Source organism: Nocardia sp. N2S4-5 (genome assembly GCF_044628355.1).
Classification (GTDB): domain Bacteria; phylum Actinomycetota; class Actinomycetes; order Mycobacteriales; family Mycobacteriaceae; genus Nocardia; species Nocardia wallacei_B.
The window spans coordinates 5166715-5192343 of the sequence record NZ_JBIUPM010000001.1 but is presented as its reverse complement, the minus strand read 5'-3'; the positions used below and the strand labels follow the sequence as shown (position 1 = coordinate 5192343).

Here is a 25629-nt window from a genome sequence, read left to right as displayed (position 1 = left end):
CAGGGCACCCCCACTAACCGGCCCCGTCATCAGCAAAACCTAGTCATCCGTCCAGCACAGCGCCCCCATCCGACCACGAGATCACCCAGCCCCCCGGGCGGCCAACCCGCGACAAAAGAAAGGCCCCGCGCGGTTGCCGGGTCGGGGGTCTGGCAACAGCGCGGAGCCGTCCTGAATATCGGTGCCGCGCGGGGAGCGTTACACGGAGGGCGGAGAAATTTCCGAACGGTCCACCTAGGACAATCGAGACGGCCCGCGGTGCGGGCGACCGCCCGCGTCACCACGTAGGGTCGCGGACAGCGGCTGCCAGGCACTGCCAGCAGAGCTCGGACCTGCCGAAGCTCGGACGACTCGAGGAGATGAGTATGCAGCTTGGAATGATCGGGCTCGGCCGGATGGGCGCCAACATCGTGCGGCGCATCGTCCGCGACGGGCACACCGCTGTGGGTTATTCGCGCCACGAGGACCAGATCAAGGAGTTCACCGCCGAACTCGGCGAGAGCTTCACCGGTACCACCGATTACAAGACCTTCGTCGCGCTGCTGGAGAAGCCGCGCATCGTCTGGGTGATGATCCCGGCCGGCGCCACCGGCGCGGTGATCGACCAGGTGGCGGAGCTGCTCGACCCGGGCGACATCATCATCGACGGCGGCAACAGCCGGTACCACGAGGACATCGCGCGGGCGAAGGAACTGGCTCCCAAGGGCATTCACTACCTGGACATCGGCACCTCCGGCGGCGTGTGGGGCCTGGAGCGCGGCTACTGCCTGATGATCGGCGGCGAGGCCGAGACGGTAAAGCACGTCGAGCCGCTGCTGCGGGCGATCGCGCCCGGCGTGGACGCCGCCGAGCGCACCCCGGGCCGCACCGGCGAGCCGTCCCCGGCCGAGCAGGGCTACCTGCACTGCGGCCCGGCCGGCGCGGGTCACTTCGTGAAGATGGTGCACAACGGCATCGAGTACGGCGCCATGCAGGCCTACGCCGAGGGCATGAACATCCTGCACAAGGCCAATATCGGCAAGAAGGTCGCCGACGAGCACTCCGCCGAGGAGACGCCGCTCGAGAATCCGGAGCACTACCAGTACGACATCGACGTGGCCGAGGTCACCGAGGTGTGGCGGCGCGGCTCGGTCGTGGCGTCCTGGCTGCTGGACCTGACGGCCGCGGCACTGCACGCCGATCCCGAGCTGAGCACGTTCGGCGGCCGGGTCTCCGACTCGGGCGAGGGCCGCTGGACCATCCACGCCGCGATCGACGAGGGCGTGCCCGCGCCGGTGCTGTCGGCAGCGCTGTACCAGCGCTTCTCCTCGCGCGGCGAGGCGCTGTACTCCGACAAGGTGCTGTCGGCCATGCGCAAGGCGTTCGGCGGGCACAACGAGCTGCCGGGTAAGTAAAGACACGAGTGGCCCCCGACCAGCACAGGTCGGGGGCCACAACTGTGTCCGGGGTCAGTCGAAGGTGCTTTCCAGCCAGTCGACCGTCTGCATACCGAACAGGTCGGTGCCCCAGCCGTAGAGGTCGGTGAGCATCTTGACCATGCTGCAGTCGGTCGGCTGGTAGGTGACGTCGGTGCCCTGCTCGCGATAGGTGTCGGCGAGCCTGCGGGAGTCGGCGGCCGGGACCAGCGACATGAACGAGTCGTCCTTGGCGCAGGAGGCGATCAGCACCTTCGACGTCGGCGCCCCGGCCCGGCCGAGTTCGTTGTCGTCGAACACGTGCTGGAACGCCGGTTCATCGGCGGGATTCAGCCCGGAGTTGAACATGGTGTTCAGCGGAATGAACGGCATCCCGAAATAGATGTCCTGGCACTGCTTCCGGAAGATGTCCGCCACCCCGCGACCGACCGGGTTCAGCTTCGAATCCAGGGCCATCTCCGGGTATTTCGGCTCCAGCCCGAGCAGCGTGGCAAAGCCGAAACCCGAGCCGATCGACCCGTCGGCGACGCGCATGAAGTTGCGCTGATTCACGACCATGCCTTCCAGCACAGTCGATTTCACGTTCAGCTCCGGTGCGTAGGTCGGTTGCAGTTCGGCGGCGAATCCCGCCCCGACCCCGCCGCCCGCGATACCGAACAGCGCCATCTGGGCACGGGGATCCAAGCCCGCTTCGGTGAAACCCAGTGCGGCACGGGCGCCGTCGAGTTGGGTGTGCGCGGCGTACTTGCCCGCGAACACCCCGTGCGGACGCGGATCGGCGTCGTTGCCGACGTCGGAGATCATCACCGCGAGACCCTTGCCGAACATCAGCGCCAACGGGCCGAGCGCGGACCAGGACGCCCCGTCGCCCGGATCGCCGCCGGTCCACTGCGTGCTGGGATGGCAGCCGGCGCCCACGCTGTCGTTGGCCTCCTGATAGGAGACCAGCTTCCGTTCCGCGGCGGGCTTGCCGTCGCGCGGGATCATCAGGATTCCGGTGCTGATGCTCGGGGTCACGCCGTCGAGTTCGGTGCTGACGTACATCAGCTTCCAGGCGTCCAGGTTGGCCGGTTTCAGGCCCGTGAACAGGACGTCGACCTTCTTGGCCTTCAGGATGTCGCCCGGCTTCTCGGCGCCGGTCAGCGGTGGTTCCTGATAGAACGGGTCGTTGGCCAGCAGCCCCTGGAAGATCTCCTGCGGCGAGCCCGGGGTGGCGCCGGTCAGCGCGCCGACGACGTAGCCGTTGAAGACCTGGTCCAGGCCTGGTGTCCGTGGCGGAACCGGTTCGGCGGCAACGGTTGCCGCACCCGCGCACACCATCGCGAACGCCGCGCTCGCCGCGGCGAGAGTCCGCAGACGCATCTCAGTTCTCCTGTCCGGCCGGGGTGATCTTCAGCTCCTGCACGGCCGAGGTCAGCAGCTGCGGGATGTTCAGCAGCGGCCGATGCGACTCCAGTTGCACCTCGTAGGGCGTGCGCAGGGTGGCTTCCAATGCGGGCCAATTGTTCTCGACCTGCCATTTGTACTTCGGCAGCAGTTCGGTGGTGATGTAGTCCCAGCGGGCGTCCAGCACCGACCAGTTCCAGTCCGGCAGTGGCATGGTCAGTTCCATGGCCCGGCCGTCGGCGCCGGTGAACGGGATACGCACCGGCCGGAATTCGCGCGGCGGCACCACACCGGCGACCGAGGGCGACCCGACGGCGCCGCTGAGGTAGGTGATGGCCTCGCCGACCGGGCCCTTGTAGTTGCGGACCTGGTCCCACTGATCACCGATCGCCCACTGCTGTTCGCGGCGCAGCAGCGTGCCGTTGCCCGCGGCGATCCGGTCGTGGTCGCCCGAGGCGACATCGCGCCACGCGGTCATGATGTCCGCGCCGAACAGGCCGGCGTCCTGGAACTCCGCCAGCGCCGGCAGGCCCCCGGTGACGTATGCGTCGTGCATCGGCATCAGGTCGGAGAAGATGTTCTTCTGCATCACCAGGATCATCCCGAGGATCCAGTGCAGGTCCTCCGGGGCGATCTGCGGCGCGGCGAGGGCGAGCGCCTTCAACCCCTCCGGCAGCAACTCGACCGCCTGCGGGCCCGCGGCCTGCTGCACGGCGCCGAGGACGGCGTGCGCGGCGTCGGCGATGCCGGGCAGGTCGTACACGCTGCCCATCAACTCGAAATCGACCAGCCCGCCGCCGAAATCGGCGCCCACCTGGCCGCCCATTCCGGCCCATTGCAATTCACGGTGATCCAGCTGCAAATTCTCGTAATAGCGATAGGACTTGATCAGGTTGTCGCGGTTGGCCTGTACGCCCGCGCGCGGGTTCCACGACGCCAGATCGATTCCGGCCTTGCCGGTCGCGTCCACCAGCCAGTACTGGTAGAGCAGGGCGGCGTATCGGGTGGGCGCCACCCCTTCCGCGCGGGCCTGGTCGAGCAGCCGGCCCAATTCCGCGTGATCGTAAGGGAGTTCGGGATTCACACCGCCCGGACTCTGCGCCGCGTCCCGGTTGACCAGCGGTAGATCGAGGTATCGATCCACGTCGCTCGCCGTCGCCGGGCCCGCCGCGACCAGGCCGAGTCCTACCAGTGCCGCGAGAGCCAGTCCCGCGCCGCGCACCTTTGCGCCGATACGCATCGTTGTTTCAGCCTTCCGCTTGTGCCGTGAGTCGGAAATGACGTCGAAAGCCCTAGCCGTCGATCAGCTGCCCTGTGTCGATACCAGTTCTCGACGATTTCGCGAACGTGGCGCGCCGAGGCCGCCGTCGACCGGGTAGCCGACCCGCGCTTTTCGGTGAGGCTACCAATAACCGATCGACCGACAGATATCTCGCCGGGACCGGACTGTCCCGGCGCCGCGCGGACGGCTACCGTCAACTCCCATGCGCACCGTTCCCGGGATCGTTCTCGCGGTATTCGCGGTCACCCTGACCGCTTGCTCCGGCGGCAGCAGCACGACCGCCGAAACCTCCAGCGCCACCGGCGCGCCACCGAGCCCGACCACGGCCGCCACCGGCACGCAACCCGATTGCACCGCAGGCTTTCTCGCGCAGTACACCACCCGGCAGAAGCTGGCACAGCTGCTGACCGTGGGCGTGAACGGCCTCACCGACGCGGAAGCCCTGGTACGCACCGAGCAGATCGGCGGCGTATTCCTCGGCAGCTGGACCGATCAGGCGCTGTTGAGCGAGAAGCAGATCGACCGCGTCGAGGCCGCCGCGCGCACTCCGCTGATGGTGACCATCGATGAGGAGGGCGGCCGGGTATCGCGGCTGAGCAACCTCATCGGCCCGGCGCCGTCTGCCCGGGCCAGCGCGCAGACGATGTCCGCCGAGGAGTTCTACACACAGAGCGCCGCCCGGGGCCGGGCCATGAAGGATCTCGGCATCACCGTCGACTTCGCACCCGATGTCGACGTGTCGAGCCAGCCCGACGACAGCGTCATCGGCGACCGCTCCTTCTCCGACGACCCCGAGGTGGTCACCCGCTACGCCGACGCGTACATCCGCGCCATGCACGACGCCGGACTGGGCGCGGTGATGAAGCACTTCCCCGGCCACGGCTCGGGTTCGGGCGACTCCCACACCGGCGCGGTGCGCACGCCGCCGCTGGAGCAGTTGCAGCAGGTGGACCTGGTGCCGTTCCGCAACCTGATCGGTTCGGGCGCCGGGGTGATGGTCGGGCATCTCGATGTGCCGGGCCTGACCACCGACGGCACCCCGGCCAGTATCAGCCCGCAGGTGATGACGCTGCTGCGGCAGGGCGCCGGTTACGGGGCCGCGCCGTTCGACGGCCCGATCTTCACCGACGACCTGAGCGGCATGGCCGCGATCACCAGCCGGATGGGTATCGAGGACGCGGTCGCCGCCGCGCTCGAGGCCGGCGCCGACAACGCGCTGTGGATCAGTTCCGACGCGGTCACCACGGTGCTGGACCGGCTCGAGCAGGAGGTCCGGGCCGGACGGCTGCCGATGAAGCAGGTCGACGACTCGGTGCTGCGGATGGCCCGCTTCAAGGGCATCCCGATGCACTGCTGACGGGAGCCGCGAATCATCGGCAATTGTCTCGCATGGAACTTACCTTGGAGTAAGATAGGGGTTTCATCATGGTCTAGGAGAGCGAATGGCAGGCGGTACGAAACGGCTTCCTCGGGCGGTTCGTGAACAGCAGATGCTGGACGCCGCCGTAGAGGTGTTCTCGCGCAAGGGGTATCACGATACCTCGATGGATGCCATCGCCGCCGAGGCCAAGATCTCCAAGCCGATGCTCTATCTGTACTACGGCTCCAAGGACGAGCTGTTCCGGGCCTGCATCGCCCGCGAGAGCGTCCGGTTCATCGAAGCGGTCGCGGTGGCGGGCAACCCCAAACTGACCCCGCACGAGCAGTTGCGCGCCGGGCTCGAGGCCTTCCTGTCCTATGTGGACAACAATCGGCTGTCCTGGCAGGTGCTGTACCGGCAGGCGCTGGGGCAGCAGCCGTTCGCCTCGGAGATCGCCAACAGCCGCGAGCGGGTCATCGAGCTGACGGGCAAACTGCTCGAGTCCAGCGCCAAATACGCCGAGCCCGGCACCAATTTCGACATCGTGGCGGTCGCGGTGATCGGCGCCGGTGAGGCCATCGCCGATCGGATCGCCGACGGTGAGGTCGCGGTCGCCGAGGCCGTCGACTTGCTCGACGATCTGGCCTGGCGCGGCCTGGCGGGCCGGAAGAAGGCCGAATAGCGAAGAGCCGCACATCTTCTCGGTACTCGCCGCCGATCGAATCCCCCTTGCGACTCGATCGGCGGCGGCCGAGAAGACGTGCGGCCGCCCCGCTCGGTCCCCCGACGAGACCGAAGATTGATTCAGCGCAGCGTAGCCGTCAGGTGCGGGTAGCCCTTCTTCGGGTGTTTCAGCGACAGGTCCCAGCCGCCCTCCACCTGGTCGGCGTAGGCGTTGATCGTGGCGGGCAACAGCACCGGCTTGCCGAACTTCACCGAGTAGGTGGCCTGCGCGGGGACGCGGCCCTCGATGACCCCGAGAATGGCGGCGGCCGACCACATTCCGTGTGCGATCGAGCGCGGGAATCCGAACGCCTTGGCGCTCAACGCGGACATGTGGATCGGGTTGCGATCGCCCGACGCCGCGGCGTACCGATGGATCAGCGCCTGATCCACGCGCAGCGCGCGCAGCGGCGGCGGGGGCGCCTCCTCCGGTTTGGGCTCGGGCTTCGGGCCGCCCGACAGCGATGTCCGCTGCTGGTGCAGGAAGGTGGTCACCTGTCGCCACACCAGCTCCCGGCCCACCCGGATCTCGCTGATCGCGTCGACCAGCAGGCCCTTCGGGTGCTCGCGCAGATTCTCCACGTGGGCGTGGATGTCCAGCGGCTCGCTCACCGAGATCTCGCGGGTGCGTTCGATGACGTTCTCCGCGTGCACCGCGCCCACCGCGACGAAGGGGAAGTCGCGGGCGACCACCAGTTGCATCACCACGGGGAAGGTCAGCACGAACGGGTAGGTCAGCGGCAGCGAGTCGCCGAAGCGCTGCCCGGTCGCGTGGCAGTACGCGGCCAGGTTGTCGACATCGACCGTGACACCGTTCAATTCGATGGCGCGGTCCGGGATCTCGGACTTGCGGCCGGAGACCAGCGGCAGCGGCACGGCCCCGAGCGCGGCCTTCATGTAGAGGTTGCCGGTCTTCGGCGGCTCGGTCAGCGAAATGGTCTGGGTCATGATGCTCCGATCAGGCGCCGATGAGGCTCTGGCCGCAGACCCGGACCACGTTGCCGGTCACCGCGTTCGAGGCCGGGCCGGCGAAGTAGGCGATGGTCTCGGCGACGTCGACGGTCTGGCCGCCCTGCGACAGCGAACTCATCAGCCGGCCCGCCTCGCGGGTGCCCAGCGGGATGGCGGCGGTCATGGCGGTCTCGATGAAACCGGGGGCGACCGCGTTGATGGTGATGCCCTTCTCGGCGAGCTTCGGGGCCTCGGCGTTCACCATGCCGATGACACCGGCCTTGGAGGCGCCGTAGTTGGTCTGGCCGCGGTTGCCCGCGATGCCCGCGATCGAGGAGATGTCGATGACCCGGGCGCCTTCCTTCAGCACTCCCTTGGACACCAGCGCCTCGGTGATCCGGTGCGGCGCCGCCAGATTCACGTTGAGCACCGCGTTCCAGCGGCCCTCGTCCATGTTGGCGAGCAGCTTGTCGCGGGTGATGCCGGCGTTGTGCACCACGATGTCGAGGCGGCCGAAGCGCTCGGCGGCCAGTTCGGCGATCTTGTCGGCGGCGTCGGCCGCGGTGACGTCGACCGCCAGCGCGGTGCCACCGACCTTGTTGGCCGTCTCCGACAGCGCCTCGCCGGCGGCCGGGATGTCGGCGACGATCACCTGGGCGCCGTCGCGGGCGAAGACCTCGGCGATGGTGGCGCCGATACCCCGCGCCGCGCCGGTGACCAGGGCGACCTTACCGTCCAGCGGCTTGTCCCAGTCGATCGAGGAGACGGCGCTGTCTTCCTTGCCGACCCGGAACACCTGGCCGTCGACGAACGCCGAGCGGCCCGACAGGATGAACCGCAGCGTGGACTCCAGGCCGGTGGCGGCAGAGGCGGCCTCCGGGTGCAGGTAGACCAGGTTCGCGGTGGCGCCGCGCAGCAGCTCCTTGCCGACGCTGCGGGTGAAGCCCTCGAGGGCGCGCTGCGCGATCTGCTCCTCCACGCCGGAGGTCAGCTCGGGTGTGGTGCCGACGACGAGGATGCGGCCCGAGGGGGCGATCGACCGCATGGCCGGCTGGAAGAACTGGTACAGCTGCTCGAGCTCCTCGACGGAGGCGAGCGCGGTGGCGTCGAAGACCAGGGCGCCGAACTTCACGCCCGGGGTGAGGGAATCGACGAAGGTGTAATCCGGCAACAGGGTGCGTGTCGCGTCGGCGACGCGGCCCTTGCCGCCCAACAGCACCGGGCCGGGCAGGGCCGGCTCGCCCGGGGTGTAGCGGCGCAGGTTCTCCGGTTTGGGCAGCCCCAGCTTGCTCGCCAGGAACGCGCCGGGGGCCGAGTGAACGAACGATCCGTACAGGTTGGGAGCGCCCTTGCTCTTGCTGGCTGCCACTGTTCCTACCTTTTCCTCGAGTCGAATGTGGACGTCTGCATCGGCGTGCCGCCCCGAGCGTTGTTGCGCACATCTACGGGGTACGGTGTCGACAACGAACTTACTCCAGAGTAAGTTTAAAGTAAACCGAGAGCGATGGGGCATCGGTGCAGAGCCGAGTTTCTCGGCCACGCCCCGAGCGCCGAACAATTCCCCGAACATCCCGACGAGACAGTGGAGACTCGAGTGACTACCAAAGCCCGTTCGGCGAAGGCCGCGTCATCGACCAACAGCCGGTCCAGCAAGCAGGCCCGCCCCGTCGCGGTATTGGGCGGTAACCGCATTCCGTTCGCCCGCTCGGACGGCCGCTACGCCCACGCCTCCAACCAGGATATGTTCACCGCGGCACTGAACGGGTTGGTCAGCCGGTTCGGGTTGCAGGGCGAGCGGCTCGGGATGGTCGTCGGCGGCGCGGTGCTCAAGCGCGTCGGCGAGCACGGGATGGTCCGCGAGAGCGTGCTGGGCAGCGAGCTGTCCCCCTACACTCCGGCTCACGACCTGCAGCTGGCCTGCGGTACCGGCCTGCAGTCGATCGTCACCGTCGGTGACGCGGTCGCGCTGGGCCGCATCGAGGCCGGCGTCGGCGGCGGCACCGACACCACCTCCGACGCGCCGATCGGCGTGAGCGAGTCGATGCGGGAGTGGATGCTCGACGCGAACCGCGCCAAGAAGAACTCCGACTACGTGAAGCTGGTCGGGCGGCTGCGGCCACGCATGGTGGGCATCGAGATCCCGCGCAACGCCGAGCCGCGCACCGGGCTGTCGATGGGCGAGCACGCCGCCATCACGGCCAAGGAGTTCGGCGTCGCCCGCGAGGCTCAGGACGAGCTGGCCTACCTGTCGCACCGCAACATGGCCGCCGCCTACGATCGCGGCTTCTTCGACGATCTGGTCACCCCGTTCCTCGGCCTGACCCGTGACGACAACCTCCGCCCGAACTCCACCATCGAGAAGCTGGCGACGCTGAAGCCGGTGTTCGGCAACAAGCTCGGCGACGCGACCATGACGGCCGGCAACTCCACCCCGCTCACCGACGGCGCCTCCGCGGTGCTGCTGGGCAGCGAGGAGTGGGCCGCCGAGCGCAACCTGAAGCCGCTGGCCTACCTGGTCGACAGCGAGGTCGCCGCGGTCGACTACGTCTGGGGTCCGGACGGTCTGCTGATGGCGCCGACCTACGCCGTGCCGCGCCTGCTCGCCCGCAACGGCCTGACCCTGCAGGATTTCGACTATTACGAGATCCACGAGGCGTTCGCCTCGGTCGTGCTGGCCACGTTGCAGGCCTGGGAGTCCGACCAGTACTGCAAGGAGCGGCTGGGCCTGGACGGCGCGCTGGGCTCGATCGACCGCGCGAAGCTCAACGTCAACGGCTCCTCGCTGGCCGCCGGCCACCCCTTCGCCGCCACCGGCGGCCGCATCATCGCCCAGACCGCCAAGCAGCTCGCCGAGAAGGGCTCCGGCCGAGCCCTGATCTCCATCTGCGCCGCCGGCGGCCAGGGTGTAGTGGCGATTCTGGAGCGCTGAATCCGGTGTAGCTCAGCACAATCGGTGATGCCGCCCGGTCCGCTGGGCCGGGCGGTGCGCCGGCGGGCAGCGGTGGCCGCCGTGCCGGGTCGGCAAGGGACAGCGCGGGCGCGCTCTACAGTCGCGGTGTGAGCCCTATTCGCGTCGGCGAGGAACTGATCACGCCGCGGCTGTCACTCCGGCGGCCCGTCGCGGCGGATGTCGAAGCCATTCTTGCCATTTGCGGGGACCCGCAGCCTTGGGTGTCGACGGTGGCGGACCGGGACGAGGCGCTGCGGCTGTTCGATCAGTGGGACGAGCAGTGGGGACGGCTCGGGTACGGGTACTGGGTGGTGCGGTATCGGGGGGAAGCGGCGCAGCTCGGGTTCTGCGGGTTGCGGACCGCGCGGTTCAAAGGGGAGCCGGGGCTGAATCTGTTCTATCGGTTCGGATCGGAGACGTGGGGACGCGGGCTCGCCACCGAAGCCGCCGGGATCGTGGTGAAGTGGGCTCGGCAGTGGTTGCCCACGCTGCCCGTCGTGGCCAGGATCCGGCCCGGGAACACCGCCTCGGTGCGGGTGGCGGAGCGCCTGGGACTGGTGCGCGCGGCGCATCTGGACGAGATCGACGCCGACGGGCTCGACTGGATCCACTACGCCACTGGGAGCGACTGACCTTCGAGACAGCCGATCAGCAGAGGCGGCCCATGTTCATCGTTCCGGGAGTTGTTCCCGGCGGGCAGGCCTGGTTCTGCAATTGCCGATCACGCAACCGATCCAGCTCGTCCTGCTGCTGTCGGCGCTGCCATTCCTGTTGCTCCTGCTGGGCCTGCCATGCCGGCAAGCCCTGCGCATTCCACAGGATGGGGTGCGCGCCCGGACCGCAGTCCTCGATGAACTGCTGCGTCGTATTCGCCTCTGCCACATAGCCGAGCCAGAAGATACGGAGATTCGTGCACAGCGCCTGCATGCCCACATTGCCGGGCGCGTCGTCGTCGTTGACACACGTCGTCACGATCCGGCTGTCCTCGGGCTGGGCGGCGCAGGTCAGCGGGCCGAACGGCCGGGCGGACGCGGCTCCGGCGCCGGACACCACCGCGGCTCCCACCGAAATCGCCACGGCCGCAGCACACGTCGACATCGCAAGCAGTTTCACCGCAACCCCCGTATGTGGTCTCGAGACCGACCGAGCCTGACACAGCTGTCAAGAGGTGTCAACGAGCCGCACGCCCCCTCACCCGCAGGCGACCTGCTGGCGGGCGAGATCGAAGGTGCGGCGGGCCAGTGCGGAGATGCTGACTCCGTCGTATCCGGAGACCGCGGTGCGCAGCCGATCGTGCAGGGGCGCGATCCAGTGCCGCGGGATCGCACCCGCGCCCAACAGGACTCCGGCCACCGAACCGGCGGTCGCGCCGTTGGAGTCGGTGTCCCAGCCGCCCTGCACGGTGAGCGCGACCGTCGCGGTGAAATCACCTGCGCCCCAGAGCAATCCGGCGCTCACGAGGCAGCAGTTGCCGATGGCGTGCGCCCAGTTGTAGTGCCCGTGCCGGGCGTGGATCGTCCGCACCGCCTGCTCCCAGCCGACGCCGCGGCGATGGTCGTCCAGCACCTGCGCCAGCGCCACCGCGAGCCGCGACCGTTCCGGGATCACCCGCTGCGCCACGGTCAGCGCGGCCGCCGGATCCGCAGCGCCGAAGGCCGCGGCGATCAGCGCGGCCGCCCACATCGCCGCCCAGACGCCGTTGCCGGTGTGTGAGACGGAGGCATCGCGGGCCGCCAGCGTCGCCGCGCGCACCGGATCCTCCGGGCACACATAGCCGTAGATGTCGGCGCGGATCATCGCGCCGGTCCATTCCCGGTACGGGTTGCGGTGCCGGGCGGTCGCCGGCGGAACCCAGCCGTCGATCAGGTTGCGGTAGGCGACCCGCTCGGCGGTGTAGGTCTGCAGGAACGGCAGCCGTTCCAGCCATTCGGCGGCGACGTCGGCGGCGGTGAATCCGGTGCCGTGCTGCTCCAGCAGGTCCAAGCCGAGCACGGTGTAGTCGAGGTCGTCGTCGCGCGGGCAGCCGTCCACCCGGCCGCGGGTCGACTCCGGCCAACTGCGCTGTAGCCGGAAGCCGTCCGGCATCGGGCTGAGCACCGGCACGTAGTCCGTCAGCGGATAGGCGTCGGCCCACTCCAGGTAGGCGCGGATCGACCGCGGACTCCACCGGAACCCGTTCTCCAGCGGTTTACCGAGCGTGCAGCCCACGCAGCGGCCCAGCCAGCCGCCGAGAACGCGGTCGTAGAGCCGGTTGCCCGATTGCGACGGGCTCGAGATCGGCTCGGCCGCGATGTCCTCGGCGATCTCGTCGTAGGGCCAGCGCGGGTCGCGCGGGGCCGCCTCGATGCGGTCGAGCAGCCGCCAGCACGCCGCGCTGTTGGGCAGCGCGGTATGCGTCAGGTCGCGCACCTCTTCCGCGAAATCGGCTACGGCGTAGCCGGATTCGCGCCGTTGCAGCCATTCGAAGTACAGCAGGGCGCGCGGGTCACCCTCGGGGTGGCCGAAGAAGGCCGATTCGATCGGTTCCATGACTTTCACAGGATGGTGATGACCGCCGCGACGACCTCCGACAGCAGCGGCAGCGATTCATCGCGCTGCGGCGCACGCGCCCACCAGCGACCCTCGTGGGTATGCCGCCCGAAACCGGTCGGCAGGATGACGTTGCTGCGATGCGGGCCGATATCCACGCCGTGACGCTCCAGTTGGACGGTATGTTCGAGGGAGGGGTACCCATCGAAGACCGCCAGGAACGTCCGGCGCGGCGGACGTTCGCGCACCAGCACCGGTCCGGGGATGCCGCGCACGGTCAGCTCACCGAGGATCAGCGCGCCCAGCGGTTCGGGGGTATTGACCGCCGCGATCGAGTCGACCAGCGGAAGCACCACGAATCCCGGCACGGTGACGTGCACCCGCGGTAGGCCGAACAGCGACCGATACGCCCGGGCCCAATCCTGGGGAGTAGCAAGTTCTTCCAACCGCAAGGTCGACCTCGTTCGGTTTCGATTTCCGGCACCGCGCCGCTGCCCGGCGTCGGGATAATCCAGTGAAGACCGAAAGTCCCGTCGTACGCAGCCGTTTCGGTGAATCACTCGCAAATTGTCAGATACGACTTCGTAGAGGCGGAATAGCGAACGGGCGGTCTGAAACCCTTGCGGCGCAAACCGTTCGGTCGCGACGGGGGGCTGCGGGTGGTTAGCGGACCGGTCGCATGCCCATCGACGGATACCCGAATTTCGGCAACCCGCCGGTATCGGTGACGGCACGCACAATCATTCGCGGCGCGGACGGCCGTCGGACCGGCCTCCGGCGCATGCCTGGCAAGCGGGCGCGAGATCCGCATTTCTACAGGTCGGCCGGGGTACTCTCGCAAACACAGCCGAGGCACGGGACCCAGGAGGTTCGCTATGCCCTGCGACACGATGCTCATTGCCTACGACGGATCGGAGAATGCCAAGCGGGCCGTCGAGTATGCGGGTCGGTTCCTGTCCGCGACCAGAGCGGTGGTGCTCACCGCGTGGGAACCGATGGTGCGTCAGGCCGCCCGGCTGTCGGGCCTGTCCGGAGTGATGCAGCCGGAGTGGATGCCCGACGAGGACATCGAGGACGTCGCCTACGTCGATGCCCGGCACATCAACTCCGAGGGCGTCCGGCTGGCCAAACTGGCCGGGCTCAACGCCGAGGCCCGCACCGCGGAATGCACCTCGACGATCTGGAATGCCATCGTCGATGTCGCCGACGAATTGAATGTCGACATCATCGTGGCGGGCACCCGCGGCGCCACCGGGATCCGCGCGCTGCTGCACTCCAGCGTCGCCGAGGCCGTGCTCAAGCATTGTCACCGGCCGATCCTGCTGGTGCCCCCGGGCCGGGATCCGGCCGAGGCGCACTGAGGGGTTGCCACACGCCACCGCCGGGTGCGCGCGAACACAGTGAGACCTCCGTCGCTTCCCCCGCGCCGGGCCCGGAGCCGCGGGCTATCGTCGGTGAATCATGGACGGTTTTCTGCTGGCTCGGCCCGGGAGCGTGATGCGCACCAGCGGCACCCGGCGCGCGTTCGACGACGCGCGTCGAGCGGCCGCCGCCCTGCGCGAGGGCGCCGAACTGGTCGTGGGCGCGCTGGCATTCGATCCGCGCCGGGCCGCCGCGCTGTGCGAGCCGCAACACGTCGAACACACCGCCGGACCCTGGCGCCCGGCGGCGCTCCCGGCGCTGCCCCGGGTGCAGGTGATCACCGAGATACCCAGCGCCGCAGAGCATATCGCGCGGGTGACCAAGCTGGTCGAGCAGTTGTCCGACGCCGCGCAACCGCTGCGGAAGGTGGTGGCGGCGCGGTCGCTGCTGGCCGAGGCCGACGCGCGGCTCGACCCGGTGGTGGTGGCGGGGCACCTGCTGGCCCGGCATCCGCGCGCCAATGTCTTCGCGGTGGATCTGTCCCCGGCGGGCCGCTCGGGGGCGACCCTCGTCGGCGCGACTCCGGAGGTCCTGGTGGCCCGCTACGGCGACACCGTGACGCTGCGCCCGCTGGCGGGCACCGCGCCCCGGCACCCGGATCCGGACACCGATGCCGAGGTGTCGCGGGAGTTGCTGTCCGACAGCAAGAACCGGGCCGAGCACGCCTTCGTCATCGACTGGATCCGGGAGCGGCTGGCCCTGGTGTGCGACGAAACGACCATCCCCGAGGGCCCCGAACTGATCAGCACCGGCGAGGTCTGGCACCTGGCCACGCCCATCCGCGGGCGGCTGCGCGACCCCGGCACCACCGCACTGGACCTGGCTATGCTGCTGCATCCGACGCCCGCGGTCTGCGGCACCCCCACGGACCTGGCCATGGAGACCATCCTCGAGACCGAGGAGGACCGCGGCTTCTACGGCGGCGCGGTCGGCTGGTGCGACGCGCGCGGCGACGGCGAGTGGGTGGTGGCGATCCGCTGCGCCGAACTGTCCGCCGACGGCCGCACGGTCCGCGCGTTCGGCGGCGGCGGCATCGTCGCGGCCTCGGATCCGCGCACCGAACTGGACGAGACCACCGCCAAGCTCCGCACCCTGCTCGGCGGGCTGCGCTGCGCGCTGCCGGACCGCTGACGCATCGTTCGGGGCCGCACCCGCCCCGTTCGCGGGTTCATGTTGTAGGTTGACTCGGAATACGCCTGCGTCGATGTATGGGAGTCCCGCGATGAAGTTTGCCGTCCCTGGTGCCGTGAGCGCCGTCGCCGGAGCGCTGCTCGGGCTGGTCGCGGTATTCGTCATCACCATGGCGGCACAGCAGAACTCGCGGCCCGAGGTCGATCGCAGCGGTGATGCGTCGTCGTCGCTGCTGAACAACGTTGAGTACGGCTCTCGCTGAGTCGCCGACCGTTCCCCTAGCCGCCGATCCCGACCGCGCCGCGCCGCTGGGCCGGCGCTGGTTCGCCGGTACGGTCGTCGTCGCGTTCCTGCTGACCTTTCTGCAGGCGCCCGGCCGGACCGTCGCGGACACCAAATACGATCTCGCCCAGAATCCGCTGGGTTTCCTGGCGCGCGCCGCGCATCTGTGGAGCAGCCAGGCCCCGATGGGGCAGGTGCAGAATCAGGCCTACGGGTACTTCTTCCCGCACGGCGCCTTCTTCTCGCTCGGGCACATACTCGGATTACCGGCCTGGGTGACGCAGCGAATCTGGTGGGCGCTGCTGATTCTGGCCGGGTTCTGGGGCATCGTGCGGCTGTGCGAGGTGCTGGGCATCGGTTCCCGGGGCTCGCGGGTGGTGGCGGCGCTGGCGTTCGCGCTGTCGCCGCGGGTGCTGACGACGCTCGGATCGATCTCCTCCGAGACGCTGCCGATGATGCTGGCGCCGTGGGTACTACTCGCGCCCTGTGCGCTCGGAACGGTTCGGGGGATGCGGCGGCGCGGCGCTCTCTCGCCCGCGGGCAGTGCGCTGGCGCTGGCACTGATGGGGGCGGTGAACGCGGTGGCGACGGCGGCCGCGTTCCTGCCGGCGGCGCTGTGGTGGCTGTCGTATCGGCCGGATCGCGGCTGGTGGCGCTTCACCCGGGCGTGGATTCCGCTGTTGGTACTCGCCACGTTCTGGTGGGTGGTGCCGCTGCTGCTGCTCGGCCGGGTGAGCCCGCCGTTCCTGGACTACATCGAATCGTCGGGCGTGACGACGCAGTGGGCCTCGCTCGGTGAAGTGTTGCGCGGCACCGACAGCTGGACGCCGTTCGTCTCCCCGGAACGCATCGCCGGAGCGGTACTGGTCACCCAACCGGCGGCCGTGCTGGCGACCGGACTGCTGGCCGCGGCGGGACTGGCCGGGCTGGCGCTGCGGTCGATGCCGTATCGGGGGCGGTTCGCGCTGATCCTGATCGTCGGACTGGTCGGGATCTGCGCCGGATACGTGGGCGAGATCGGCGGTCCGTTCGCCGAGCAGGTGCGGATCTTCCTCGATTCCGGCGGGGCGCCGCTGCGCAATGTGCACAAGCTCGAGCCGCTGATCCGGATACCGCTGGTAATCGGGATCGCGCACCTGCTGCGGCGGGTGCCGTTGCCCGCGTCGGTGCCGATGCCGGTGTGGCGGCGGGCCTTCGCGCATCCGGAGCGGGACCGGCTGGTCGCGGTGGCGGCGCTGATCCTGACCGCGCTGGCACTGTCGACCTCGCTGGCCTGGACCAGCAAGCTCGCGCCGCGCGGCGCCTACGACGAGGTCCCGCCGTACTGGCGGCAGACGTCGGAATGGCTGGCGCACAACGCCTCCGACACCCGGGCGCTGGTCGTTCCGGGCGCGCCGTTCGGCAGCCAGATCTGGGGACTGACCCGCGACGAACCATTACAGGCGCTCGCGCGGACGCCGTGGGCGGTGCGCGACGCGGTGCCGCTCACGCCGCCGGGCGCGATCCGGGCGATGGATTCGGTGCAGCGCCTGATCGCCGACGGCCGTCCGTCGACGGGACTGGCGCCGACGTTGCTCGCGCAGGGCATCGGAGTCGTGGTGCTGCGCAACGATCTCGACCCCGAGACCTCGCGGTCGACCCGGCCGATGCTCGCGCACCAGGCCGTCGAGCACTCGCCCGGTCTCACCAAGGTGGCCGAGTTCGGCAGCGACATCGAGGTCGGGCACGGGGACGGGCTGGTCGCCGACGGCGATCTGCGACCGGCGTATCCGGCTGTCGAGATCTACCGGGTCGAGGCCACGCGGCCCGGGATGCCCGCGGAGGTGCGCAGCGGACCCGGTGCGCCCCCGGCGTTTCCGGGCGCGTACAGCGTGCCGCTGGATTCGGTGCCCGTCGTGCAGGGCGGCCCCGAAGCGCTCGAGCGACTGCGCCGCGGTGAGTCGCGGATTCCCACGTTGCTGGCGTCGGACGCCGCGCGGGCCGGTTTGTCCGGTGGTGCGGTGACGGTCACCGATACCCCGATGGACCGGGAGGCCGACTTCGGCCGCGTCGACAACCACGACTCGGCGCTGCGCGCGCCCACCGACGCGCGGCGCACCCACAACCTGGTGCCGGACTATCCGGTGCCCGGCGCGGCCCCGGTGGTGGGCGAGTGGTCGGGGGCGACCGTCACCGCCTCCAGTTCCGCCGCCGACGCCACTCAGCTCGGTGGCGCCGCGCCCGGCAGTTCCACCGCGGCGGCGGTCGACGGCGACACATCCACGGCCTGGCTGAGCAACAGCGCCGAACACGCTGTGGGGCAATGGCTTCGGCTCGATCTCGACCGGCCGATCCGCTCCGGGTCGCTCCAGGTGACCACCACTCGGGCCGCGATCGGGGATCCGGTGAAGTGGATCGAGGTGCGCACCAACAACGGGACCGTCGCGGCACGCATCTCCGAACCCGGTGTGCCCGTGTCCGTTTCGCTGCCGCCGGGGCGCACCGACTGGCTGCGCATCATGGCGACCCGCACCGAGGGCGGTACGGCCGGCGGCCAGTTCGGCATCAGCGAGTTCGGGCTCACCGACTACTCGAATCCGGACGTGCCGGTGCCCGTCGACATCCGGCACCGCACCGTGCTGCCGCCGACGCCGGTGGGCGCGCCGGTCGCGGGATGGTCGCTCGGACAGGAATTCCCCGGTCGCAGTGGGTGTTTCGACGCGCCCGACCGGGTGCGGTGCAGCAAGGGGCTGGCGCTGTCCGCGGAGGAACCAGGGGCCTTCCAGCGCACCCTCGACGTTCCGGCGTCGACGGATGTGACGCCGCAGCTGACCGTCCGCACCCGGCAGGGTCCGGCGCTGGAGGCGCTGCTGACCGATCCGGACCGCCCGATCGCCCGCGGCCAGGCCGACGTCGGCGACCTGCGTGGTTCCGCGTTCGCGGCCACCGACGGCGATGTGCGCACCAGTTGGACGGCGCCCGAGGAGACGGTCCGCAACCCCGCCGGGCCGAAACCGACGCTCACCCTCGAGCTACCGCGACCCGAGCTGGTGACGGGTCTCGAGGTGACGCCGTCGCTCGGCGCGCTGCCCGCTCCCCCGACCTCGGTCGCGGTGAATCTCGGTGACGGACCGCAGGTTCGCGAGATCTCCGACGACACCGAGCCCGGCACGCCCGCGACACTGACCCTGCACCCTCGGGTCACCGACCGCATCGAAGTCAGCATCGACGCCTGGAAGTCGGTACTGGACCGCAACGCCCTCGGCTTCACCCAGCAGCAACCCCCGGGCCTCGCCGAAATCTCCGTACTCGGCCCGGACTACCCCCCGCCCGCCCCGCCCGACCGCCCCGTCACCGTCGACTGCGCCCACGGTCCAACCCTGGCGGTAGCGGGCAAAGTCCTCCACACCACCGTCACCGCCACCGCCGACGAACTCCGCTCCGGCGCCCCGGTCCCTGCCCAGGTATGCGCTGTGGACAACGTCGAGCCGGCCCGGGGGGATGATTCCGCGACAGAGGACCACCGCTCGACGGAACCGGGTGGCATGGGAGACCTTGTCGGGGAAGGGGATACCTCGCCGGACTCGGGTGATGTCGCCCTCCCCGGCGGACGGGTGGACGTGGCTGTTGCTCCTACCGATCTGTTCTCGGTCGATGAACTGCTTCTGAATCGGAGTGATGCCGTGCCGCAGGCGGTTTCGGCTGCGCCCGGCACTCGACTGTTGGTTCTTCCGTTGAGTTCGAATGTGGGCTGGCGCGCGCATACCGCCGATGGGCACAGTTTGCGGCCGGTCGTGGCGGATGGGTGGGAACAGGCCTGGCTGGTGCCGCCGGATGCGCGCGGCGCGATCACCGTCGAGTTCCCCACCGACCGCTGGTACCGCCTCGCCATCTTCGGCGGGCTGCTATTACTGCTCCCGCTACTGGCGCTGGCGGTTCCGTGGCGCGGTCGTGGCGCGACACCCGAGGCCGCCGATCGGCCGCCGCGTCCATGGCAGGGCCGGGTGCCGGGCATGGTCGCGCTGACCGCGGCGGTGCTGGTGATCGCCGGCCCGATCGGAATCGCCTTGGCCGCAGCCGGTCTCGTCGCCGGACGATTCGCGAGCGGGATCATGCCTCGCGTACTGGTCGGCGTCGCGGGCGCCGGGACGATGCTGTCGATGGCGGCACTGTCCACCGGCCCCTGGCGCTCGCCCGAGGGCTATCTGGGCGGTTCGGTCTGGGTCCAGCTACCCGCGCTGGCCGCGGTCGTCGCGGTCGGTATCGCCGCACTCCCCCCGCGCCGTCGCGACTGAGCGATCACCCGAAGCGCTGCTTCACCCAACGCCGGACAGGCTCCTCGATCAAGGCGTAACTGGCGGCCGCCAGCGGCAGCGTGAAGGCGACGGTCAACGCGAGTACATGCAGGAAACTGCGCTGGAAGGGGATGAAACCGAAGATCGGGAACACCATGGCGAGCACCGCCAGATGCCAGATGAAGATGCCGTAGGACCAGCGTCCGATCGTGGCCGCCACCCGGCTCTCCAGCAGGCGATGCGGCCGACCGCCCAGGACCAGCGGCGCCAGCAGCCCGAATCCGACGATCGCGCCCAGCCCCATCTTCATCGCGTACTGCCACGGCGCACCGCGTTCCAGCCCCTCCGGCCCGGCCAGATCGGTGGCCGACAAGAGGAAGGCGATCAGCGCCGATGTCCACATGACCCAGCGGTTTCCGGTGATCCGCCGCCACCTCGCCGCCGACGGCCGCACGGCACCGCCCTCGACCAGCTCCGCCAGCAGCATCCCGACCACGAACCACGGCAGGTAGCCGGGCAGCCAGTTGTCGGAGTGGATGGCGTCGGGCGTGGGCACGGGAAGGAAGTTCCATCCCAGACTCAGCACTCCCAGCGCCAGCACCACGGGTATTCGCCAGTGCGCCAACGGCCCTCGCAGTCGCAGCACCGCGAACGCCAGGATCGGCAGCACCAGATAGAAGGCCACCTCTACCGAGAGACTCCACATCTGGGTCAGCCCGTCGGTCAGCGTCAGCGGCACGAAGACTTGCAGCAGTGCGAGATTCGCGCCCCACACCCGCCACCCGGCCGAATGCGCCGCCGACGGCAGCAGGATCAGCACCGCGCACACCACCACCCAGTACGCGGGCAGAATGCGGGCCGCGCGATGCAGGAGATAGCGACGAGCGGACGGAGCCGTCCCGAGCCCGCGCGCTGCCGCGGCGTGTGGCCGCCACAGCAGAAATCCGGACAGCCCGAAGAACACAGCCACCGCCATGTCGAACCGGCCCCACACCCGGCCGAGCACGGGCATGCCCGTCGCCCCGGTCTGGAAGGCGACATGGGTGAGCACCACGCCGAGCGCCGCCAGCCCGCGCATTCCCTCGAGGGCGGGCACGAACGTCCGGCGTCCCGCGGGCGAATCGTGTGCGGCCGCAGGCGTCTCCGATGCCGCTGCCGCCGGGGAGTCGACGGCAGGAGACCCGGTATGCGGTGTCACGGACGTGCTCATCGGGCTCCAGTCTGCCGCCTCCGCGCACGCGGCGATATTCCGCCGTAGGATTCACCAAATTTCGGGCCTCAGCTCGGCAGGCGAACGGACCGGACTGTTAGTGTCGGGGCTCACGAACGCCGCGCGCGGCCGTAGTGTTCCCGGAACGACCTGTTCGACGACGAGGAGAGTTTGCATGGCACTCAGTGCCGGAACCAAGAGGACGGTGGCCTGCCTGCTCGTGGGACTCGGCACGCTGCTGATCGTGGCAGCGCTGCTGGTCCCGACCTACGCCGTCGGCCAGCTGGCCAAGACTCCCCTCGACATCGAGATCACCACCATCGCGAAGAACAAGGCCGACGCGCCCAGCGAGGTCCTCGACTCCAAGTCGCTGACCTCGGGCGACGGCGCCGCGAAGGTCGATCAGAACGTCCGGCTGCTCTCGCAGCGGTTCCTCACCGTCGAGGATCCGTCGGACAAGTCGGAGATGACCATCCAGGCCGGTCAGACCTTGCGCAACATCGACAAGCAGGGCGACACCGGCCTGCTGAGCGCCACCATCGACCGCGTCACCGTGGACCGCAAGACCGGCGAGCCGGTCGACACCGACCCGAACGGTTCGATCGCGTCGACGGTGAACAGCAAGGGCGAGAGTGTCGCGGAGCCGGTGCAGCACACCGGTTTGCAGTACCGGTTCCCGATCGGCACCGAGAAGCAGACCTACCCGTACTTCGACATCAACGCGCGCAAGACCTTCGACCTGAACTTCGTCGAGGAGACCGAGATCAACGATCTGAAGGTCTACCACTTCCAGCAGCAGATCCCGGCCACCGATCTGGCCAAGGTCGCCAACTCGCCGACCAACCGGCTGGCGCTGCCCGCCACCAAGTGGGGCGTCGAGGGCGGCGACCAGACGATCACCATGGACCGGTACTACACCAACACCCGCGACATCTGGGTGGAGCCCGAGACCGGCACCATCATCAAGGGCTCCGAGCAGCTGCACATGTACTACGGCCGCACCGAGAAGCCCGAGGTCACCGCGTTGAAGACCACCCTGGTCTTCGATGACAACACGGTCACGTCGCAGGTCTCCGAGGCGAAGAAGTACATGGACGAGCTGTCGCTGTACCGCCGCATCCTGCCGATCGTGTTCGCCGTCGTGGGCGTGATCGCGCTGATCATCGGTCTGGTGCTGGGCCTGCGGGGTGGCGGTGACTCGGGTCAGCCCGGACGGCTGGTGCAGCGGCGCCGGCCGAACGATCCGGGGCCGGGGGCCGATGTCGCCGACGCTCCGACGCAGCAGATCAATCTCAGCGGGAACCAGTAGGTCCTTCCGCTCACAGGTGGCTCCCCGTGCGAATGCCGGGGAGCCGCTTCGTTTTCCACGCCCGGCGGCTGTGGAATCAGTGGGCGGGATGGGGATCGCGGCTTCGGGCCGCGCGGAGCACGACCGTGACGATCACCGCGGTGGTGATCGCGGCGACCGCGGTGGCCGTGCCGATGAGCGCCGGTAGCGAGCGCGCGAGGGTCAGCATGATCGCGATCTCGACGGCCAGTCCGGCCCAGGTGACGGCGGCGGGCGCGGTGCGGTCGGCCGCGATCGCCGACAGGAGCGCGCCTTGCAGGAGAGCCAGCAGCGCGCCGTCGAGCGCGAACAACCACAGCCAGTTCTCGATCGGCGCGTAGTCCTGCCCGGCGAACAACGGAGCCAGCGGCGCACAGACGGCCGCGCCGATCACAGCCACCACGCCGATCGCCGACAGCACTCCCAGCGCGTCCCGCACCGCGCGAGTGGAATGCCGCGGCTGCGCCATCCGCGGATACAGCACCACCCCCACCGCCTGCGGCAACCAGAACGCGATCTTGGTAGCGATCGCGCCGAACGCGTACCGCCCGGCATCCGCGTCGTCCAGCACAATCCGGGCCACGATCAAATCGGCCGAAGACAACGCCATCAACGCCGCCTGCACCTGCGCGGCCCGCAGCACGGGCAGCACACCACCCCATCCCCCGGACCCGGAGTCCGTGGGCAAGTTCATGTTCACGGCAGCGCGTCTTGCGCCGACGGCGGCGGCCGCCAAGCCCAACGCGGTACCCCACAGGGCGACGGCCGCAGTACTTCCGAGGGCCAAAGCCACCAGCGCCGGGGCGACCCGGGCGATCCCCGCACCCCCGAGAACCATTGCCAGCGAACGAAACCGCCGCCCGCCCTGCAGCACACCCTGTTCCCCCGACAGCAACACCAACATCGGCGCCGCGGCCAACGCACCGGCCGCGGCAACCCAACTCACGTGCAGCACCACCGCGACAACGGGAACCAGCACCGCGGCGATACCCGCCACGATCGCCGCACACCGCCACCCCAGCACCCGTACCACCGCAACCGGCGCACCCCGCACCAACTCCCGCGCCACCACATTCTGCAAAGCCAACGCCGGGACGGCACAGAGCAACTGCACCGCCAGCAGACTCGCGAACTCGCTGTACCCCCCGACCCCGAGCCACCGCCCCGCCAGCAACTGCAACAAATACCCGGCAACATTCGCCGTCATCGCCCCCGCCGTAACCAACGTCAAATCCGCAACCACAGGCAGACGACGTTGACCAAGCATCCCGCCATGCTCCCACCCGCGCCCCACCCCCAACATCCGACCCGTCTTGGCCGACCCCCGCGGCCATACACCACCTGCTCCCTCTGCTCGAGGTCGGCATGCGTCGCCGCGCTCGAGCGGGCGGTGGCGATGCGATTACCGACGCGCACTCGCCGACGCAAGCGCGGCGGGTAAGACCCAGGCGCGCTGGGTATCGACCGGCACGTAGGGTGGCTGAGCGTGATCGCGGGTGGCTGGGTGCGGGGCGGGCGGATCGTGCCCGCTGCCTACAGTCTCGTGCTGGCCCTGATCGTGGCCGGGCCATTGCTCGGGCCTGGCTATCTGTTGCTGCGGGATGCGGTGAGCACGCCGCGGTCGTATCTCACCGATTCGGCGCTCGGGCTGGGGGATGCCGCGCCGCGAGCTGTACCGCAGGACGCGCTGCTGGCCGTGGTATCGACGGTCGTGGATGGCGGTATCGCGGTCAAGGTCATCCTGGTGGCGGCGCTGTGGGCGGCGGGCTGGGGCGCCGCGATCCTGGCCCGCCGACTCCTCCGGGTGTCGACCGCACCCCAGTTGGTCGCGGCGACCGTGGCGATATGGAATCCCTACGTCGCCGAGCGCCTCCTCCAAGGGCACTGGAGTCTGCTGACCGGATACGCCGCCCTTCCCTGGACAGTGCTCGCGGCTCAGCGCATCCGGTGCAGGGCAGATCTCCGCTCCCCTCGAAGCGGCGAGTCCGGCGCCTCCGAGGCCATCTCGACCACCGCACAAGGTCATTCGGACAAGACGACATCTCGTCCCGCTGCACGAAAACTGGTGGTTGAGGGCACTCCCGCGGTTTATGCGTGGCTGGGGTTGGGGGGCTGTCTCGCGGCGGCCGGGTTGACCCCTACGGGAGCGGTGCTTGCGGGGTGTGTGGCGCTTGTTGTGGCCGGGTGGCGAAATGCTGTTGGGGTGCTGGCGATTTGGTGTGTTGCCTCGGCACCGTGGCTGGTGGCGACCGCGTTGTCTGGAGCGGGGGCAGAGCCTTCTGATCCAGCGGGGGTTGCGGCGTTCGCGGCACGGGCCGAGCCCGGGTTGGCGACCGTGGGAAGTCTCGCCGGGCTGGGCGGGATATGGAATTCGGATGCCGTACCTTCCTCGCGCACAACGTTGTTCGCGCTGGTGGGGACGGCCGTGTTGCTCGCGGTGGTCGCCGTGGGTGCACGGCGGGTGGCCGCGGTAGGCGACGCCGGCACTCGGCACGTTCGCCGGGCGCTGTTGCTGGTGGCGGTCGTGGCCGTGGCGCTGCCCGCGCTCGGCGCCACCGGCTGGGGATTGCGCATCGGCGAGTCGCTGGTTACCGGGATTCCCGGTGCCGGATTGCTCAGAGACACACAGAAATACGTCGCCTTGGCGATGCCCGCCTTCGCCCTGTGCGCCGCGGCGGGATGCCGAACCGTCGCCGGCCTGGGGCGGCGTTGGGGCGGCACCCTCGGAACACCCGCGACCGCAACATTTTTCATTGCCGCACTGGTACTCACACTGCCCGACCTCGCCTGGGGTGTCGGGGGCGAGTTGCGCCCGGTGCACTATCCGCCGGGCTGGCAGCGCGTCGCCGGGCTGGTCGACGGGCCGGGCGATGTCGCGGTGCTGCCGGGCGGCATGTTCCGAAAGTTCCCCTACAGCGGGCATGCCCCCGTACTCGATCCGGCCCCGCGCATGCTGCCGCAGGACGTACTGCAAACCGGTGAGCTGCCGGTTCGCGGTCGCGTGGTCAGTGGTGAGGGCGACCGCGCGCACGAGGTCGAGCGGTTACTGCTGCACGGCGGTGCGGCGCCCGACCTGGCCGCCCGCGGAGTCGGATGGGTGCTGGTCGAACGAAACACGCCGGGGCCGCTGGGTGATTCGAAAACCACGCTTGCCCAACTGAATCCGGTCTACGCTGACGCCGATCTGGCTCTCTATCGAGTTCCGGGCGCGATCGATCCCACGACGAACTCCCAAGGCACGCACCGGCATATCGCCGCCGCGGCGCATCTTCTCTGGGCGCTGCTACTCGTCGTCGGACCTGCGCCCCTGGTCGGTCGGCGAATCCTGCGCCGTTTCCGAAATCCCTCGGCCCCGTCGGCGCAGACCCGAACGCGCACGTGAAGCCC

Annotated in this window: 20 protein-coding genes; 11 read left to right on the top strand and 9 right to left on the bottom strand. The window is 69.6% G+C overall.

The genetic code is table 11. The features are described 5' to 3' along the window. Window positions 1-365: 365 nt before the first annotated feature. The gene (gnd, locus tag ACFMRZ_RS23785; protein ID WP_400180809.1) at window positions 366-1394 is read left to right on the top strand and encodes a phosphogluconate dehydrogenase (NAD(+)-dependent, decarboxylating); all 1029 of its coding nucleotides are present in this window, start codon (window positions 366-368) and stop codon (window positions 1392-1394) included. Window positions 1395-1448: 54 nt separating this feature from the next. Here the strand turns inward: gnd and ACFMRZ_RS23780 are convergent, their stop codons facing one another. Both ACFMRZ_RS23780 and ACFMRZ_RS23775 read right to left on the bottom strand, forming a co-directional pair. Next, window positions 1449-2777: a lipase family protein gene (locus ACFMRZ_RS23780; RefSeq protein WP_280274557.1), complete on the bottom strand. Its 1329-nt coding sequence runs from the start codon at window positions 2775-2777 to the stop codon at window positions 1449-1451. 1 nt (window position 2778) lies between these two features. Beyond that, entirely contained in the window at window positions 2779-4041 is a 1263-nt protein-coding gene (locus ACFMRZ_RS23775; protein WP_400180807.1) for a hypothetical protein, read from the bottom strand. Window positions 4042-4285: 244 nt separating this feature from the next. Here ACFMRZ_RS23775 and ACFMRZ_RS23770 point away from each other — a divergent pair, with 244 nt between their 5' ends. Together ACFMRZ_RS23770 and ACFMRZ_RS23765 are read left to right on the top strand one after the other, a co-directional pair. Next, window positions 4286-5440, top strand: coding sequence for a glycoside hydrolase family 3 N-terminal domain-containing protein (locus ACFMRZ_RS23770; RefSeq protein WP_400180806.1), 1155 nt, complete (start codon window positions 4286-4288; stop codon window positions 5438-5440). Between the two features lie 85 nt (window positions 5441-5525). After that, window positions 5526-6125, top strand: coding sequence for a TetR/AcrR family transcriptional regulator (locus ACFMRZ_RS23765; protein WP_187685781.1), 600 nt, complete (start codon window positions 5526-5528; stop codon window positions 6123-6125). A gap of 122 nt (window positions 6126-6247) precedes the next feature. Here the strand turns inward: ACFMRZ_RS23765 and ACFMRZ_RS23760 are convergent, their stop codons facing one another. Continuing rightward, the gene (locus tag ACFMRZ_RS23760; protein WP_280274560.1) at window positions 6248-7114 is read right to left on the bottom strand and encodes a MaoC/PaaZ C-terminal domain-containing protein; all 867 of its coding nucleotides are present in this window, start codon (window positions 7112-7114) and stop codon (window positions 6248-6250) included. Between the two features lie 10 nt (window positions 7115-7124). Beyond that, entirely contained in the window at window positions 7125-8486 is a 1362-nt protein-coding gene (locus ACFMRZ_RS23755; protein WP_400180805.1) for a 3-oxoacyl-ACP reductase, read from the bottom strand. A 225-nt stretch (window positions 8487-8711) separates the two neighbouring features. On the opposite strand from ACFMRZ_RS23755, the gene ACFMRZ_RS23750 reads away from it, so the two are divergent. Then, entirely contained in the window at window positions 8712-10046 is a 1335-nt protein-coding gene (locus tag ACFMRZ_RS23750) for an acetyl-CoA C-acetyltransferase (RefSeq protein WP_280370860.1), read from the top strand. A gap of 128 nt (window positions 10047-10174) precedes the next feature. Beyond that, complete coding sequence (locus ACFMRZ_RS23745) at window positions 10175-10699, top strand: GNAT family N-acetyltransferase (protein WP_400180804.1); 525 nt, start codon at window positions 10175-10177, stop codon at window positions 10697-10699. Between the two features lie 16 nt (window positions 10700-10715). On the opposite strand, the gene ACFMRZ_RS23740 is transcribed toward ACFMRZ_RS23745, so the two are convergent. The 3 genes from ACFMRZ_RS23740 to ACFMRZ_RS23730 all read right to left on the bottom strand — a co-directional run bounded on the left by ACFMRZ_RS23740 (window position 10716) and on the right by ACFMRZ_RS23730 (window position 13048). Then, a complete protein-coding gene (locus ACFMRZ_RS23740) occupies window positions 10716-11165 on the bottom strand; it encodes a hypothetical protein (RefSeq protein ID WP_400180803.1) in 450 nt (149 codons plus the stop codon). Window positions 11166-11258: 93 nt separating this feature from the next. Then, window positions 11259-12596 (bottom strand): ADP-ribosylglycohydrolase family protein, encoded by a 1338-nt coding sequence (locus ACFMRZ_RS23735; RefSeq protein ID WP_400180802.1) that lies wholly within the window; start codon window positions 12594-12596, stop codon window positions 11259-11261. A gap of 5 nt (window positions 12597-12601) precedes the next feature. Then, the gene (locus ACFMRZ_RS23730; protein ID WP_187685785.1) at window positions 12602-13048 is read right to left on the bottom strand and encodes a hypothetical protein; all 447 of its coding nucleotides are present in this window, start codon (window positions 13046-13048) and stop codon (window positions 12602-12604) included. Window positions 13049-13471: 423 nt separating this feature from the next. On the opposite strand from ACFMRZ_RS23730, the gene ACFMRZ_RS23725 reads away from it, so the two are divergent. The 4 genes from ACFMRZ_RS23725 to ACFMRZ_RS23710 all read left to right on the top strand — a co-directional run bounded on the left by ACFMRZ_RS23725 (window position 13472) and on the right by ACFMRZ_RS23710 (window position 19705). Further along, window positions 13472-13957 carry a universal stress protein gene (locus tag ACFMRZ_RS23725; protein ID WP_280274566.1) on the top strand — a complete coding sequence of 162 codons (486 nt, stop codon included), beginning with the start codon at window positions 13472-13474 and terminating at the stop codon, window positions 13955-13957. 100 nt (window positions 13958-14057) lie between these two features. Continuing rightward, on the top strand, window positions 14058-15149 hold the full coding sequence (locus ACFMRZ_RS23720) for an isochorismate synthase MenF (protein WP_400180801.1): 1092 nt from the start codon (window positions 14058-14060) through the stop codon (window positions 15147-15149). 91 nt (window positions 15150-15240) lie between these two features. Next, on the top strand, window positions 15241-15411 hold the full coding sequence (locus ACFMRZ_RS23715) for a DUF2613 domain-containing protein (RefSeq protein WP_187685788.1): 171 nt from the start codon (window positions 15241-15243) through the stop codon (window positions 15409-15411). Then, complete coding sequence (locus ACFMRZ_RS23710; RefSeq protein WP_400180800.1) at window positions 15392-19705, top strand: alpha-(1->3)-arabinofuranosyltransferase; 4314 nt, start codon at window positions 15392-15394, stop codon at window positions 19703-19705. Before ACFMRZ_RS23715 ends, ACFMRZ_RS23710 begins: the two co-directional genes overlap by 20 nt. A gap of 4 nt (window positions 19706-19709) precedes the next feature. Here the strand turns inward: ACFMRZ_RS23710 and ACFMRZ_RS23705 are convergent, their stop codons facing one another. Continuing rightward, window positions 19710-20915 (bottom strand): acyltransferase family protein, encoded by a 1206-nt coding sequence (locus ACFMRZ_RS23705; protein ID WP_400180799.1) that lies wholly within the window; start codon window positions 20913-20915, stop codon window positions 19710-19712. Between the two features lie 175 nt (window positions 20916-21090). Here ACFMRZ_RS23705 and ACFMRZ_RS23700 point away from each other — a divergent pair, with 175 nt between their 5' ends. Continuing rightward, complete coding sequence (locus ACFMRZ_RS23700; protein WP_280274570.1) at window positions 21091-22224, top strand: DUF3068 domain-containing protein; 1134 nt, start codon at window positions 21091-21093, stop codon at window positions 22222-22224. 76 nt (window positions 22225-22300) lie between these two features. Here the strand turns inward: ACFMRZ_RS23700 and ACFMRZ_RS23695 are convergent, their stop codons facing one another. After that, window positions 22301-23449 (bottom strand): polysaccharide biosynthesis protein, encoded by a 1149-nt coding sequence (locus ACFMRZ_RS23695; RefSeq protein WP_400180798.1) that lies wholly within the window; start codon window positions 23447-23449, stop codon window positions 22301-22303. 279 nt (window positions 23450-23728) lie between these two features. Here ACFMRZ_RS23695 and ACFMRZ_RS23690 point away from each other — a divergent pair, with 279 nt between their 5' ends. Then, the gene (locus tag ACFMRZ_RS23690; RefSeq protein ID WP_400180797.1) at window positions 23729-25624 is read left to right on the top strand and encodes a hypothetical protein; all 1896 of its coding nucleotides are present in this window, start codon (window positions 23729-23731) and stop codon (window positions 25622-25624) included. Window positions 25625-25629 lie beyond the last annotated feature (5 nt).

Coding starts and splice junctions, on each gene's coding strand:
- gnd (WP_400180809.1), top strand. CDS start 366: ATGCAGCTTGGAATGATCGGGCTCGGCCGGATGGGCGCCAACATCGTG.
- ACFMRZ_RS23780 (WP_280274557.1), bottom strand. CDS start 2,777: ATGCGTCTGCGGACTCTCGCCGCGGCGAGCGCGGCGTTCGCGATGGTG.
- ACFMRZ_RS23775 (WP_400180807.1), bottom strand. CDS start 4,041: ATGCGTATCGGCGCAAAGGTGCGCGGCGCGGGACTGGCTCTCGCGGCA.
- ACFMRZ_RS23770 (WP_400180806.1), top strand. CDS start 4,286: ATGCGCACCGTTCCCGGGATCGTTCTCGCGGTATTCGCGGTCACCCTG.
- ACFMRZ_RS23765 (WP_187685781.1), top strand. CDS start 5,526: ATGGCAGGCGGTACGAAACGGCTTCCTCGGGCGGTTCGTGAACAGCAG.
- ACFMRZ_RS23760 (WP_280274560.1), bottom strand. CDS start 7,114: ATGACCCAGACCATTTCGCTGACCGAGCCGCCGAAGACCGGCAACCTC.
- ACFMRZ_RS23740 (WP_400180803.1), bottom strand. CDS start 11,165: ATGTCGACGTGTGCTGCGGCCGTGGCGATTTCGGTGGGAGCCGCGGTG.
- ACFMRZ_RS23735 (WP_400180802.1), bottom strand. CDS start 12,596: ATGGAACCGATCGAATCGGCCTTCTTCGGCCACCCCGAGGGTGACCCG.
- ACFMRZ_RS23725 (WP_280274566.1), top strand. CDS start 13,472: ATGCCCTGCGACACGATGCTCATTGCCTACGACGGATCGGAGAATGCC.
- ACFMRZ_RS23720 (WP_400180801.1), top strand. CDS start 14,058: ATGGACGGTTTTCTGCTGGCTCGGCCCGGGAGCGTGATGCGCACCAGC.
- ACFMRZ_RS23715 (WP_187685788.1), top strand. CDS start 15,241: ATGAAGTTTGCCGTCCCTGGTGCCGTGAGCGCCGTCGCCGGAGCGCTG.
- ACFMRZ_RS23705 (WP_400180799.1), bottom strand. CDS start 20,915: ATGAGCACGTCCGTGACACCGCATACCGGGTCTCCTGCCGTCGACTCC.
- ACFMRZ_RS23700 (WP_280274570.1), top strand. CDS start 21,091: ATGGCACTCAGTGCCGGAACCAAGAGGACGGTGGCCTGCCTGCTCGTG.
- ACFMRZ_RS23695 (WP_400180798.1), bottom strand. CDS start 23,449: ATGACGGCGAATGTTGCCGGGTATTTGTTGCAGTTGCTGGCGGGGCGG.